This window comes from Parazoarcus communis (assembly GCF_003111645.1).
Taxonomy (GTDB): Bacteria; Pseudomonadota; Gammaproteobacteria; order Burkholderiales; family Rhodocyclaceae; genus Parazoarcus; species Parazoarcus communis_A.
In genome coordinates, this window is record NZ_CP022187.1 from 937642 (window position 1) to 952405 (window position 14764).

Here is a 14764-nt window from a genome sequence, read left to right on the forward strand (position 1 = left end):
TCGGGCACTTTCTACGTCTTCGGCAGTCAGGTTGCCATGCTCAGAATCGCAAAACTCTGCAAGACCCTCGCGACAGTGCCGCCGCGCAAACTGTTCGATCTGCTCAGCCTCGACGTTACCGCGGGTGAATGCGTGGCCATCATCGGCGAATCCGGGGTCGGAAAATCAACGCTGCTCAACTGCATTTCCGGTCTCGAGCCTGTCAGCAGCGGCAGTATCCGCGTCGGCGACACCGAACTTGCCGGGCTTGGCGACGATGCCCTGTCCCGTTTGCGTCGCGACCGTTTCGGCTTCGTGTTTCAGGCGTTTCACGTTCTTCCGCACCTCACCTTGCTGCAAAACGTGGCGGTGCCGCTGTGGCTGCAAGGACGGCATGGCGCGGAAGCAGACCGCTGTGCGCAGGACATGCTGGAGCGTGTGGGCCTCGGCAAGCGGGCGGGCGACTGGCCGGCAAATCTCTCCGGCGGCGAACTGCAGCGCGTCGCCATCGCGCGGGCCCTGGTGCACCAGCCGGCCGTGGTGCTTGCTGATGAACCGACCGGCAACCTGGACCCGGCACGGGCGATGGATGTGCTCGACCTGCTTCTGACCAGCATCCGGAAAGGGCGCGCTGCCGGCGTACTGGTCACGCATTCACGTGCAGCGGCACAGCGCGCCGACCGGGTGTTCGAACTGCGGCAGGACGGGCTGGTGCAGGTGATGGCTTCTGCACAATGAACCCGGCCTTGATCCGCCTTTTTGCCGCCAGCCTGGGACGCCGCCGGCTGGCCACCGCCCTGGCCTTGATCGCCATCGCCCTGGGCGTGGCACTCGGGCTCGCGGTGCAGCTGATTCATGAGGCAGCGCTCGACGAGTTCGGGCGTGGAATGCGCGAACTCGCGGGTGAAGCCGATCTTCAGGTCAGGTCCGGGCGGGGCGGTTTCGATGAGCAGCTCTACCTCAACCTTGCCCAGCGCCCCGAGGTGGCGGAAGCGAGCCCGGTGCTCGAAGTCGAGGCGCGCTTGCCGGGACGGTCGGGTACGTTGCGGATCCTGGGGGTTGATCTCTTTCGCATCGCACAGGTTCAGCCTGCGCTCATGCCGGTGGCGGATGATCGCGATGCGCGCTTTGCGGCCCTGCGAGCCGATACGGTCTTTCTGAGTGCCGCGGCGAGGGAGAAAGGACTCGCCGAAGGTGAGAACGTGCTGCGCGTGCAGGCGGGGCTCGAAGTCGTGGGCTTTCGGGTCGCAGGCACGGTTCCGGGGGCTGGCACCGGGCAGGTGCTTGGTGTGATGGATATTGCTGCGGCACAGGATGCCTTTGGCCAGGTCGGTCGGCTCACGCGCGTCGACCTGAAGCTCGCCCCTGGTATCGGCCGCGAGCAGGCCATCGCCCGTCTGGGTCCGCTGTTGCCTGCGGGTACCACCATCGCCCAGCCCGAGGCCTCGGGCACCGAAGCGGCGGCGCTCTCGCGCGCGTATCGCGTCAACCTGACGATGCTCGCCGCAATCGCCTTGCTCACTGGTGGTTTTCTGGTGTTCTCCACTCAGTGGCTGTCGGTGGTGCGACGTCGGCGCGAGTTTGCGCTGTTCCGCGCCCTTGGCATGACCCGCGGAGCCCTGATGCGGGGGCTGTTGCTGGAGGGCGCAATCACCGGATTCGCTGGCGGTCTTGCCGGTGTCGCACTTGGACACCTGTTCGCCGGGCTCGCTTTTCGCCTCATCGGCGGCGATCTTGGCGCCGGCTACTTCGAAGGCATTCGCCCGACGCTTCAGTTCTCGCCCGCCGTCACCGCCTTCTACGTCGCACTTGGCGTTGTCGCGGGGATTGCCGGTGCATGGGTTCCTGCGCGCGATGCGGCGTTGATGTGGCCCGCATCGGGCCTGAAAGCCGGGGCTGCCGAAGCCGCCGTACTCGGGGCCGGTAAGTCACGTGGCGGGCTCGCACTGCTGTGTTTCGGGCTGGGGGTACTGGCCTGCTTTCTGCCACCGTTGAGCGGGATTCCGGTCGGCGGATATCTGGCCGTTGCACTGGCTTTGGCGTGTGCGGTACTCGCGCTGCCGGGGGCGACACGGGTCGCGATGCGGATACTGACCGTTGGTCGTGGTGCGGTGTGGCGCCTCGCCCACGCGCGCCTTGCAGCGGCGCCCGGGCAGGCAGTGGTTGCGGGGGCGGGCGTTGTCGCAAGCGTGGCCCTTGCGGTGTCGATGGCGATCATGGTCAGTTCGTTCCGGGTGTCGGTGGATGACTGGCTGAGCACGGTGCTGCCCGCAGATCTGTACCTGCGCGCGTCGAGTGCCGGCGCCAGCGGCTTCTTCGACGCCAAGGCACTCGAGCGGGTCGAGAAGACGCCCGGCGTCGAGTTTACCGATACGGTGCGCGCAACCGAGTTGAGACTCATCGACGGTCGTCCGCCCGTAACCCTGATCGCACGTTCAATCAGTCGCGGCTGGGGCTTGCCGCTGGTGTCGGGCAGTCTGGATGGGGATCAGTCGGGCCTGCCTTCAGCCTGGATCTCCGAAGCCGTCGCCGATCTGATGCAGCTGGCCCCGGATGCCACGATCAAATTGCCGATCGCGGGGCGCATGGTGGCGTTCCGGGTGGCTGGCGTGTGGCGTGATTACGCGCGCCAGAATGGGGCCGTCGTCATTGATCGCGAGCTATATCGCAGCATGTCCGGCGACCTGAAGGTAAATGACGTCGCGATCCGACTCGCCCCTGGCGCGTCAGCGGATGCCGTCGCGCTCGCCCTGCGCGAGACCTTCGGCGACGAGCTTGTCGAGATTGCATTGCCAGGCGAAATTCGCAAGATCAGCCTGGAGATTTTCGATCGTACATTCCTGGTGACCTATCTCATGGAAGCGGTGGCAATCATGATCGGTTTGTTCGGCATTGCCAGCACCTTTGCGGCGCTGTCGACCGCGCGCAGGGGCGAGTTCGGCATGCTCCGGCATCTTGGAATGACCCGCGCGGAAGTCGGGCGGCTGATTGCACTCGAAGGCGGGCTGACGGCTGCCGTCGGGGTCGGGGTCGGGCTGATCGCGGGCGGCGGGATTGCCTGGGTTCTGATCGAAGTGGTCAATCGGCAGAGTTTTCACTGGAGCATGGATATTCATGTTCCCTACGCAGGCTTGATTCTGTTCTCGGCAGGGCTGGTTGCACTTGCCACGATCGTGGCGCGACTGGCCGGATACCGCGCCATGCGCGAGTCTGCGGTGCTCGCAGTGCGGGAGGACTGGTGATGATGCGAGGGTGGTCGCGCACGCTCACGGCCTGGCTGTTCAGCGCCGCGTGCATATCGGGTGCAGCCTGCCACGCTGCCGACGACACCGGTGCCTTGCGCGGCGCCGGCCCTCCATATCCCGCGGTCACCCCCGGAATCACACTGGTGTTTCCGCGCGATCATGGCTCCCACCCCGAGTTCAGAACCGAATGGTGGTACATCACCGGTTGGCTGCAAGACGAAGCTGGCGCGGAACGCGGCTTTCAGCTGACCTTCTTTCGGGTGCGGCCGCGCATCGGGGAGGCAAGCCGCAGTCGCTTCAGTCCCAGCCAGCTAATGCTGGCGCATGCGGCGATCGCAGACCCGGAAAAGGGGCGTTTGCTGCACGCGGAACGCGCTGAGCGCCATCTTCCGCCGCTGGCAAGCGCCAGCGAAGCACATACGGACGTGCGCATTCGCGACTGGTCGCTGGCGTGGTCCGAAGCGCCTGACACAGAAGGCGTGTACCGCGCGCGGGTCGGTGCAGGCGAGTTTGCCTTCGATCTCGAACTCCGCCCGGATGGAGCACCGGTGCTGAACGGGCAAGGGGGCTACAGCCGCAAGGCTCCAGACCCGAAACATGCGAGCTATTACTACAGCCGTCCGCAACTGAAAGTCAGCGGAGCGTTGCGTGCGGGCCAGGACAGCCATCGTGTCATCGGAACGGCATGGCTCGATCACGAATGGTCGAGCGAGATCATGCCGGCGGGCGCACAGGGCTGGGACTGGATCGGCATCAACCTGCGTGACGGTGGCGCCTTGATGGCATTTCGCATGCGGGGCGAGAACGGCATGCCGGTCTGGAGTGCGGCTACGCTGCGTGGAACAGACGGCAGTTTGCGCATTTTCCAGGCCGATGAGGTCCGTTTCATGCCGGGGCGGGAGTGGCGTTCGCCGCGCTCGGGCGCCACGTACCCGGTGGAATGGGCGCTCCATCTAGCAGGCACAGACGCTGCGCCGGCGCGCACCTTCCGCATCGTTCCGCTGATGGACGACCAGGAGCTGGACAGCCGGGCCTCGACCGGTGCGATTTACTGGGAAGGCGCAGTGCGGCTGTTCGAAGGCGACACTGAACCCAGCGAGATCGGCAAGGGCTACCTTGAGATGACGGGATACGCCGAGCGGCTTGAGATGTAGGCGCTCACCTGTCTGAACCTAGTTGGTCAATGGCACAGGTGCTGCCACCAGCTCACCTTGGGCGTAGTTAAAGCCGTAATCACTCAGGGATTCATGCAACAGCGCGTCCTCGACTTCCGAGGCAATGACCGGAATCGACAGCGCGGCCGCCATTCCGCACAGTGCCTGCGCGACGTTGCACCCCGCTTCCAGTCCAAACGACTCCACCAGGGTTTTCAGGCTGACCTTGACGAAGTCCGGATGCAGCGATGGCAGCAGCACGGTCGCCCCACCGTCAAGCTTCTCGATGGCTATCCGCATCCCGATCTGGTGAGCCTGCTCGAAGAAGAGGCTGCACTCCTCGGGTGCCTGCTCGGTCAGTCGGGCAGGGCACTCAAGAATCACCATCGAGGGCGACAATTCAGTTTCGGCGAGCAGGGAGGCCAGTCTGGACAGGTAAGCCTGGGGATTGGCAATGGTGGCCGGGCCAAGATTGAGACTGAACTGTCTGATGTCAGACTGCCGCGAAATCAGGCGGCAGGCATGCTCTGCCACCCACAGATCGAGTTCGAGCAGCGTATCGGGAGACTCGATGCTGGACAGCAGCTCGATGGGCGAGTGCATGCCACCGGTGGTGTCGCTGACCCGGAGCAGGACTTCGTACCATTCACTCTGAAGACCGTCGTCGAGGGCCCTGATCGACTGCTTGAAGAGCGACAGGCGCTCGTAGGGAATTACGCCCGAGTGCGCCATGCTCGCCGCCGGAAGGTCGGTCTTCCGACGATTGCCGGCGGGTTCCGCCGAATGCTCCACAACCTGATTTCGACCGGCCTTCTTCGCGGCATAGCAGGCAAGATCGGCGGCGACGAGCAGATCGGACGCGCTACTGGTTCGGCCGTCGATTCGCACCAGCCCGATACTTGCACCGACAGTAAAGCGCCGCTCCTCCCAATGGAACCGATAGGTGGACACCACTTCGCGCAAACTTTCGGCCAGGCCGCGTGCGTCGGCCGGACTGCATTCGTGGAGGATGAGCGCAAATTCATCCCCGCCGATGCGGCTGATCAGATCACCAGTCCGCACCCGTTGCCGGATCAGACGTGCAATGTTCTGCAGCAACTCATCGCCTGCAGCATGCCCGCAACTGTCATTGACGATCTTGAAACGGTCGAGGTCGATGAAGCACAGCGTCGCGTGATCACCCGATCTGCGGGAACGTGTGACCGCAGTCTCGAGCGCCTGCTCGAAGGCGCGCCTGTTGGGCAGCCCTGTCAGCGGGTCATGAAGGGCCTGATAGGCGAGTTTCGACGTTGCCTCATCGATGCGGGCCTGAAGATTGTGATGTGCCTGCGCAATCGACAGCGCCATGTTGTTGAATCCGCGCTGCAGGGCTCTCAGCTCGTCGCTCGGGGCATCGTCCGCCACCGAGACGTCGAGATCACCGGCGCCGATGCGGCTGACCGCCTCCACCAGCCTTCCCAGTGGCTTGCCGACCGAGGAGGCCAGACGCGACGCCAGCAGGCCAGCCAGCCCGAGGCCGACGATGAACAGGCTGAGCGCGGTCAGGATCACATTCTGCTTGCGCCCTTCGATTGCCTGATTGCTGAGCTCGACATAGACCCAGCCAATCGTCTCCGGCTCACTCGCACCGCCCTGACGGAGCTGTGGCTCGAAAACGTCGTTCATGACCAGCGGTTCGGCCACGACCGGAGCTGCGTAACCGATGCGCTTGGTATTGCGACCGATGTTGCGGGGATGTTCGGTCTGAGTGACCAGCCCGGGATGGACGAGCTCCATACGACCGCTGACGGCGAGCAAACCTCCGTCCCTGTCGAACAGGGCCGCACCGGTAACGTCCGGTTGGTCCAGCACGGCCTGCAGCAGCCCCATCTGAGTCAGTCGGTTGCCCGAAATCACCGCATATTCGGAGGCCGGGGCGAGAAAGCTGACGATTGCGATCCCGCGATCGTCGAGCGCCGCATCGATCGACTGCGTTCCACGCCAGAAAAAAAGGCCTGCGATACAGGTTGCAAGCAGCGCGGCAGGAAGCAGCCCAACGAGGAGAAGGCGCTGCCGAAGCGAAAGTTTTCTGAGCAAACTCATTTCCTTGCGACACCTGCAATGCGATCAATCAGCTCGGTGTCACTTGGCACATCCAGTCCGAGTGAGCGCGCCACCTGCCGGTTCACAGCAACCGAAAACCGGACAGGATTCAGAACAAGCGGCTGACGCAAGCTCTCTGTTCCAGCACTGCGCAGCCACGCCGCAAGATCTCCGGCCACATCTTCAGGTGAGCTATACACCGCTGCCAGCGCTCCCGCCTGAACGTAGGCCTGGGAGTAGGCAAGGATGGGCTTACGGTAGCGATAACTGGTCAGCAGGATGGTGCGAGCAGAAGCCTGAGAGGCAACGATGGGATCGGGGATCATGAGCAATGCATCACTCGCCTGCAGCAACTGTTCAAGCTGAGGAAGGAGGTCCTCAACCGCGCCAATTCGTCGGGACAGGAGACTGACACCGGAATCGGCTGCTGCCGTCGAGAACACCTTTTCCAGATCGAGGCTGTCCGGACCAATGATCAGACCGACCGTTCGCACGTTGGGCGCCACCGCGCCTGCAAGCCGCATATGTCTTGCGGCGGGATGATCCAGCACCATGGCAGACAACGCCGCATCGGGATACGCAGCGATCAGACTGCGGTACTGCGACCGACTGACAAGTACAGACAGTATGGGAGCGCTGAATTTCTTCAGTATTTCTTCGGTAGCGCGCGCACCGACCGCAACGATCATGTCGGCTCGCTCGAGAACGGCGCTATCAAGGCCTTCGTCTACGCTGCCGCCATCCGCAATATGATGGGAGCGGGGCATCGGTGATCGTTGCAGCGCCTCCAGAAATATCCGGTGCGGACCGGACGCATGCGACAACGCGAAAGCGATATCCATCGCGCGTGCCGGTGCTGAAAGCACAAGCACGGCAGTTATCACCGGCAGCAGGAAGAGCGTTCTCCAACCTCTAAGCATGTCGGCCGAGCGGAAAGACTTGGTGGTCAAGTCTGTTAACCAGGTGCGACATGGGCAGGACTTGAGTGGTTGCAGGGGGACTGTACAGGCGCTGTCTCATTCTTTGGTATGCCACCCCGGCGTGCGACTACAGGCCATTGGAAAACCAGCACGCACATTCATCAAATTGGGTCTCATATCGCATTTTTTATACCCATCGCAGGCTCTCACGGGGAATGTGCTGTGGTCAAGCAATCAATCGAGCTCCGTGCCGATGCACATGCAAGGCCGTGCCTGTGTATAATTCGCGACCGCGCGTCGTCGCGGCACCTCGCGAGGGTGGCGGAATTGGTAGACGCACTGGATTTAGGTTCCAGCGCCGCAAGGCGTGAGAGTTCGAGTCTCTTCCCTCGCACCAGGATTACTGACCTGCCAGAGACATAGGGCAGGACATCTCACCCCGTGTTCGGCATTCGGCGGTTTTCGTGCGGCAACGCAGGATCCTGCTGACTGCTGCGACGAGACTGACGCGCTCAGCGCTCGATATCCAGATACAGCGTTTCCTTCAGCTCTTCCATTACGACGTAGCTTCTCGACTCCGCTGCCGACGGCAACTGCGTCAGCAGATCGCCGAGCAGTCGGCGGTACTCGCTCATCTCGCCGATCCGGGCCTTGATCAGATAGTCGAAATCGCCCGAGACGAGGTGGCACTCCATGACCTCGGGGATTGTCGTCAACTCCTTGCGGACGCGCTCGAACACCTCGCCCGAGCGCGTCGATAACTTGATCTCGATGAAGACCAGCAGACTCTTGCCGAGCGCCTGCGGATTCAGGTGCGCGTGATAACCGGTGATGATTCCGTCGCGCTCAAGCCTGCGTACGCGCTCGGTACACGGCGTCGCCGACAGGCCGATCCGCTGGGCAAGTTCAGTCATTGAAACGCGCCCGTTCTTCTGCAGTTCAACGAGGATTTTCCGGTCGATTCGATCGAGATTCTGCATTTCACTACCTGCTGATGCTTTTGGGATTATTTCGGAGATATCCACTGAGCTGTGATCGCACTTCAGTGTCTTTCACTAGCAGACAGTCAATAAACTAGCGAAATTCTACTACTTTGAGTTCAGGAGAGAGTTCATGCGTGTTCTGGTTCTCGGCAGCGGTGTGGTTGGAACGACGACCGCCTATTATCTGGCGCGCGCCGGAGCAAAGGTCACGGTTATCGATCGCCAGCCGGCGCCTGCCATGGAGACCAGTTTTGCAAACGCAGGGCAGGTCTCTCCAGGGTACTCGACGCCATGGGCTGCGCCCGGCATTCCCCTGAAGGCCCTGAAGTGGCTTTTTCAGCGTCATGCGCCACTCGCGATTCGCGCCGACGGCAGCCTGTTTCAATTGCGCTGGATGATGGAGATGCTTCGTAACTGTACCGCCGAGCGTTATGCCGAGAACAAGGCAAGAATGATGCGTCTCTCCGAGTACAGCCGCGACACCTTGCGCACACTGCGCAGCGATACCGGATTGCACTATGAAGAGCGGAGCAAGGGCACGCTGCAACTGTTCCGATCCGCCGCACAGCTGGAAGCCGCTCGACAGGACATTCGCGTGCTCGAAGAGTTTGGTGTTCCTTACGAACTGCTGGACCGCGACGGGCTCATTCGCGCAGAGCCGGCGCTGGCCCGGGCGGATGCCCAGCTCGTCGGCGGCTTGCGCCTGCCCAACGATGAAACCGGCGATTGCCAGTTGTTCGCAACCCGGCTTGCGGAGATGGCCCGCGACCTGGGTGTCGAATACCGCTTTGGCGTCTCAGTGGACGAAATCCTGACCGGCGGTGGAGGCATCATCGGCGTTCGCGTCGGCGAAGAGGTCCTCTCTGCGGACCGCTACGTGCTGGCCCTCGGCAGCTACTCGCGCAACCTGCTCGCGCCCCTGGGGCTGGACCTCCCGGTCTATCCGCTCAAGGGCTACTCGCTGACGATCCCGCTCGCAGACGAAAGCGCCGCGCCGGTTTCGACGGTGCTCGATGAAACCTACAAGGTGGCAATTACGCGTTTCGATCAGCGGATCAGGGTAGGGGGGATGGCCGAACTCGGCGGCTTTGACCTCGGCTTGAATCCCCGCCGCCGCGAGACCCTCGAAATGGTCGTCGGCAGCCTTTTTGGCGGTTGCGGCGACCTTTCCGCGGCAGAGTTCTGGACCGGACTGCGACCAATGACACCGGACGGCACGCCGATCGTCGGTGCAACCGCTTACCCCGACCTCTATATCAATACAGGGCACGGCACGCTTGGCTGGACCATGGCATGTGGATCGGGGCAACTGCTGGCCGATGTCATCACCGGCCGTCAGCCGGCGATCCGCCACGACGACCTGGCGATCTCCCGCTACACCAAAAAGCCATCCAGCGGCGGCAAACTGGTGAATCTTCAGCCCGCAGGCTGAGGGAGCCCACTGCTCAACAAGGCTTCAGAACGGCGGTTCGCTCGCAAAACTAAGCGGAAGGCCGCTGTCGGGATGTTTCAGTTCAAGGCTGGATGCGTGCAATAGCAGGCGTCCAGCCTTGTGCGTATCAGGTGTGCCGTAGAGTGCATCACCGAGAATCGGGTGCCCCAGAGTCAGCATGTGCACCCGCAGTTGATGCGTACGGCCTGTGACTGGCGTGAGTTCAACCCGAGTCACGAGCTCGTCGCCATCGCGTGCAATCACGCGGTAGTGGGTCGTTGATGGCTTGCCGGTATCGAAATCCACTTTCTGCAACGGTCGGTTCGGCCAGTCAGCAATCAATGGGTAGTCCAGGCTTCCTTCATCGCTGGCAAGCAGGCCATCGACAACTGCGAGGTAGCGCTTATGAACCTCACGTTCCTGGAACATCAGGCTCAGGCACCGATGTGCCACTGTGTTGCGGGCGAGCACGATCAGTCCCGAGGTCTCCATGTCGAGGCGATGCACGATCAGTGCGTCGGAGAAATCGGCCTGTACTCGCGAGACCAGGCAATCAGCCTTGTCCGCGCCACGCCCCGGAACCGACAGCAAGCCTCCAGGCTTGACCACGACCAGCATCGAAGCATCGACATGGAGATAATCCAGCGGCGCGGGTGGTGGCGGAGAATATGGAGCGGAGTTCATGCCGGAAATTCAGTACTCGTATACGGGTGGCGATTGTCACCGCGAAATGAGCACGGAGCAAATACCGCATTCTTCGGATGCAACGTGCTCTGCGCTCTTAATCCATAACAACCATAATGTGTATTATGTAAACTGATACTTTCACTTCGCGTCGACCAGCGCGTATGAGTATCCCCGTTGCTCCTGACAGATTGTGCGCACAACCGTGCCCAAGCAGCCCATGCAAGTGCGCGCAAAAGGATACGATCACCGTGAACGGTCTTTCTCCAGCCTTGAGAAGGCGCGTGATCTGGCCTCGCGCTCACTAAGGCCCGGTGAAAGCTTGAGCTCATAGGCGATCAAGCGGGCCGCCTTTCCACGGTCACCAAAACATGCCCTAACAAGCGGGTCCACTCCCGGAGATGACTTGGAGCGTTTCAGAAAATAGACTGAAACGAATATCAGGAAAAGCACAGCTAGTGCAGATGAAATGACCAAGGCTGAGTCCACAAAATGCTCCTCTCGAAAGTTATTTAATGGCGCGGAAGCCGCCGCCGACAATAAGGGCGGACGATCCTTCACTCACTCAGGCCCTTCGCAACGTCCAGCGCCTGATCGATGCGCTCCACTGCATGGATCTCCATTCCCTCGATCGGATGTCGCGGCATGTTTGCCTTGGGCACGATCGCGGTGTCGAATCCGAGCTTCGCCGCTTCCTTCAGTCGCTCCTGCCCGCGTGGCGCGGGACGGATCTCGCCTGCAAGGCCGACTTCACCAAACACGGCGAGCCCTTGTTTCAGCGGCCGGTCGCGCAAGGACGAGACCGTGGCGAGCAGGATCGCAAGATCGGCCGCAGGCTCGGTGATCTTGACGCCGCCGACTGCGTTTACGAACACGTCCTGATCAAAGCAGACGATACCGGCGTGCCGGTGCATGACTGCAAGCAGCATCGCCAAGCGGGTCTGTTCGAGCCCCACCGACAGCCTGCGGGGGTTTGGACTCTGTGCGCCATCGACCAGCGCCTGAATTTCGACCAGCAAAGGGCGCGTCCCTTCCTGGGTGACGAGGACACAACTGCCCGACACCTGCTCTGCATGCTGCGACAGAAACAGCGCTGACGGGTTGGAGACGCCCCTCAAACCGCGATCGGTCATTGCGAACACACCGAGCTCATTGACCGCACCAAAGCGGTTCTTGAACGCACGCACGAGGCGGAAGCTCGAATGGTTGTCGCCCTCGAAGTACAGCACGGTATCGACGATGTGCTCGAGCACGCGCGGACCTGCCAGGGTGCCGTCCTTCGTGACATGTCCAACCAGGATCAGCGTCGTCCCGCTTTGCTTCGCAAAACGCGTGAGCTGCGCCGCGCACTCCCTCACCTGCCCGACCGAGCCCGGCGCAGACTGAAGACTTTCGGAATACACCGTCTGAATGGAGTCGATGACGGCAACCCGGGGTGCAGCGGTTTTCAGGGTGTCGAGAATGCGCTCAAGATTGATCTCTGCAAGCAGTTGCAGCTCACCGGCCTGCAATTGCAGGCGCTGAGCACGCAGCGCAACCTGTTCGCCCGACTCTTCACCGCTGACATAGACCACAGGGTGCGCCGCTGCGAGATGGCACAGGGCCTGCAGCAAAAGGGTCGACTTTCCGATTCCGGGATCGCCGCCGATGAGTACCACTCCGCCCGCGACCAGACCGCCACCGAGTACACGGTCGAACTCGTCAATGCCCGTCGGTATTCTGGGTTCTTCCCTGGGCTGCAGCGCGGACAGAGGCTGCAGCCTGGAGGCCGCGCCCGCAAGTGCGGCGAAACGGCTCGGTGCCGCCCCTCCCCCACGCTCAAGGACGGTTTCGGTCAGGGTGTTCCATGCCTGGCACTGCGGACACTGACCTTGCCAGCGGGGGGTCTGAGCACCGCATTCGGAGCACACATAGGCCGACTTGGCTTTCGCCATCAGCCAAGACCTTGTTCGGATGCGCGTTCGGCTACCGTTGCAGCCATTTCCGTGAGTTCGGCACAGGCATGTTCTGCAAAGGTGGTGATCAGGCGCGAGCGGAACTTGTCGCGCGGGATGATGACCTCAAGCGGGGTGAAAAGCCTGGGTTCGAGGGGGATGCCCACCAGTTTGCCCTCGCGAAGATCGCGCAGGATGGCGGCTCGGGACGCAATCGCGTAGCCCATGCCCTCGGCTGCAAGATGTTTCACCGTGGCCAGACTGCCAAGTTCGGCACAGATGTTGATTTCGGTCATCGGCACACCGGCCGCTTCAAAGAACTGTTCTGCAAGCTCCCTGATCGCATTACCCGGGTCGCGGGTGATGAAGGGATGCTCAATCAGGTCCTCCGCCTTCAGCAAAGTCGCTTGTGCCAGCGGATGTGTCGGTGCACAGATGACCAGCAGGTCGTCCTGCGCGGCGCTGAAGCGCTCGACTGCGGGTTGATCGGAAACGATCTCGATCAGCCCGATATCCAGGTCGCGCGCCGCGACGCGATCTTCGGTGAGTTGCGAATTGCCTACAACGACCCGCGGCACCACGCGCGGGAAGCGGCGCTTGAAGCTTTCGAGCAGGCGCGGCAGCCAGTACGCGGCGATGGTGGTACTGGTGCCAATGTTGATCGCACCTGACAACTCGTCGGTCAGCTCGGATACACGCGACTCGAGTTCGTCCGAGAGCCCGAGGATGCGTTCTGCGTACGCCAGCACAAGTTCGCCGGTGGGAGTCAGCGAGATGTGACCATGACCGCGCTCGAGAAGCCGGGTGTTGAAGTGCTCTTCCAGTTGCTTGATCTGAAAGGTCACGGCCGGCTGTGTCATGAACAGGTGTTCGGCTGCGCGCGTGAACGAGCCGTGCTTTGCCACAGCGTGAAAAACTTGCAACCGACGATCTGCCATGATTATTCAATAAACCTTGTTTATATCGATAATTACACCACAGATCACGTTTCAACTCACCCCGATTGAGCAAGGTCGTAACAAGTTTCTTCCCTTCGTGATATAAACCGCGCTTCCGCTAACGCGACGGTGTGTACCGCAACGATGCCGCTCGGCTTTTATATCATCATGGCGGCGCAGTTCTTTTCTGCGCTTGCTGACAACGCTCTGCTGATCGTCGCCATCGCGCTTCTACGGGATATGGCGTCTCCTGCGGAATATGAGCCGCTGCTCAAGCTGTTCTTTACCGTGTCATACGTGGCACTGGCGGCTTTTGTGGGCGCATTCGCGGACTCGATGCCCAAGTGGCGGGTCATGCTGATCAGCAACACCATCAAGATCGGCGGTTGCCTGATGCTTTTCCTCGGCACACATCCCTTGTTCGCCTATGCGGTGATCGGTCTGGGTGCAGCAGCGTACTCGCCGGCCAAGTACGGCATCCTCACCGAGTATCTTCCGCATCGCCTGCTCGTGGTCGCGAATGGCTGGATCGAAGGCCTGACCGTTGGCGCGATCATTGTCGGCACCGTGATGGGGGGCGTGCTGATCCGCGAAGACGTTTCGGGCTGGCTGCTTGGACTTAACCTGCCCTTCGTTACATCGGCGTTTGAAGCCAGCGTGCTGGCAATCGGTACCCTCTACCTGGTCGCGGCCTGGTTCAACTTCCACATTCCGGACACCGGCGTTGACCACAAGCCGCTGAAGAACAACCCCCTGTACCTCGTTCACGATTTCAATCACTGCCTGAAGCTGCTCTGGCGCGACAAGCTCGGCCAGATATCGCTTGCGGTCACCACGCTGTTCTGGGGAGCAGGCGCAACCCTGCAGTTCATCGTCATCAAGTGGGCGGAGCACAACCTTGGCCTCGGACTGTCCGAAGCGTCCATGCTGCAGGGCGTGGTTGCGATCGGCGTCGCGGTGGGCGCAATCCTCGCCGCGCGCTTCGTGTCGCTGAGGCGTTCGGTCAGGGTCATTCCACTGGGTATTGCGATGGGCCTGATGGTGCTGGTGATGACCGTCGTTACCAACTCCACCATTGCGATGGGACTGATGGTCGTGGTTGGTGCGCTGGCCGGGTTCTTCGTGGTGCCGATGAACGCACTGCTGCAACACCGAGGACATATCCTGATGGGCGCCGGTCACTCGATCGCGGTGCAGAACTTCAACGAGAACCTGTCCATCCTGATCATGACCGGCGGCTATGCGCTGCTGATCATGCTCGGGTTCTCGATCAATGTCGTGATCGTTCTTTTCGGACTCTTTGTCGCTGGTTCAATGTTCTTCGTCAAACTCCGCCATGAAGCGAATCAGCGCGTGAAGGACGACGTCAGTCAGCTCGAAGATCTGCATCACTGACCGCGCAGACCCGGGCCC

11 protein-coding genes and 1 tRNA gene are annotated in these 14764 nt (G+C 61.7%); 6 read left to right on the plus strand and 6 right to left on the minus strand.

All coding sequences use genetic code 11. The features are described from left to right. Positions 1-36 precede the first annotated feature (36 nt). From CEW83_RS04365 to CEW83_RS04375, 3 genes are read left to right on the plus strand one after another with little or no spacing between them, the layout of a single operon-like run. Entirely contained in the window at positions 37-717 is a 681-nt protein-coding gene (locus CEW83_RS04365; RefSeq protein WP_108948242.1) for an ABC transporter ATP-binding protein, read from the plus strand. Next, on the plus strand, positions 714-3221 hold the full coding sequence (locus CEW83_RS04370; RefSeq protein WP_108948243.1) for an FtsX-like permease family protein: 2508 nt from the start codon (positions 714-716) through the stop codon (positions 3219-3221). Before CEW83_RS04365 ends, CEW83_RS04370 begins: the two co-directional genes overlap by 4 nt. A gap of 2 nt (positions 3222-3223) precedes the next feature. Continuing rightward, complete coding sequence (locus tag CEW83_RS04375; RefSeq protein WP_108951202.1) at positions 3224-4378, plus strand: lipocalin-like domain-containing protein; 1155 nt, start codon at positions 3224-3226, stop codon at positions 4376-4378. Between the two features lie 18 nt (positions 4379-4396). Here the strand turns inward: CEW83_RS04375 and CEW83_RS04380 are convergent, their stop codons facing one another. After that, positions 4397-6460, minus strand: coding sequence for a diguanylate cyclase (locus tag CEW83_RS04380; protein WP_108948244.1), 2064 nt, complete (start codon positions 6458-6460; stop codon positions 4397-4399). After that, a complete protein-coding gene (locus tag CEW83_RS04385) occupies positions 6457-7410 on the minus strand; it encodes an ABC transporter substrate-binding protein (protein WP_159099383.1) in 954 nt (317 codons plus the stop codon). The genes CEW83_RS04380 and CEW83_RS04385 overlap by 4 nt, the downstream gene beginning before the upstream one ends. Before the next feature lie 282 nt (positions 7411-7692). Here CEW83_RS04385 and CEW83_RS04390 point away from each other — a divergent pair. After that, positions 7693-7777 (plus strand) — tRNA-Leu (locus tag CEW83_RS04390). Positions 7778-7892: 115 nt separating this feature from the next. On the opposite strand, the gene CEW83_RS04395 is transcribed toward CEW83_RS04390, so the two are convergent. Continuing rightward, positions 7893-8360, minus strand: a complete 468-nt coding sequence (locus tag CEW83_RS04395; protein WP_108948246.1) for a winged helix-turn-helix transcriptional regulator — start codon at positions 8358-8360, stop codon at positions 7893-7895. A 133-nt stretch (positions 8361-8493) separates the two neighbouring features. Between CEW83_RS04395 and CEW83_RS04400 the strand changes: the two genes are divergently transcribed. Continuing rightward, complete coding sequence (locus CEW83_RS04400; protein WP_108948247.1) at positions 8494-9795, plus strand: D-amino acid dehydrogenase; 1302 nt, start codon at positions 8494-8496, stop codon at positions 9793-9795. 24 nt (positions 9796-9819) lie between these two features. Here the strand turns inward: CEW83_RS04400 and CEW83_RS04405 are convergent, their stop codons facing one another. From CEW83_RS04405 to CEW83_RS04415, 3 genes are all read right to left on the minus strand, one after another. Next, on the minus strand, positions 9820-10413 hold the full coding sequence (locus tag CEW83_RS04405; protein ID WP_234418991.1) for an RluA family pseudouridine synthase: 594 nt from the start codon (positions 10411-10413) through the stop codon (positions 9820-9822). Positions 10414-11036: 623 nt separating this feature from the next. Then, entirely contained in the window at positions 11037-12413 is a 1377-nt protein-coding gene (gene radA / locus CEW83_RS04410) for a DNA repair protein RadA (protein ID WP_108948249.1), read from the minus strand. Next, the gene (locus CEW83_RS04415) at positions 12413-13351 is read right to left on the minus strand and encodes a LysR family transcriptional regulator (RefSeq protein WP_108948250.1); all 939 of its coding nucleotides are present in this window, start codon (positions 13349-13351) and stop codon (positions 12413-12415) included. The genes radA and CEW83_RS04415 overlap by 1 nt, the downstream gene beginning before the upstream one ends. Positions 13352-13495: 144 nt before the next feature. Between CEW83_RS04415 and lplT the strand changes: the two genes are divergently transcribed. Further along, the gene (gene lplT, locus CEW83_RS04420; RefSeq protein WP_108948251.1) at positions 13496-14746 is read left to right on the plus strand and encodes a lysophospholipid transporter LplT; all 1251 of its coding nucleotides are present in this window, start codon (positions 13496-13498) and stop codon (positions 14744-14746) included. Positions 14747-14764 lie beyond the last annotated feature (18 nt).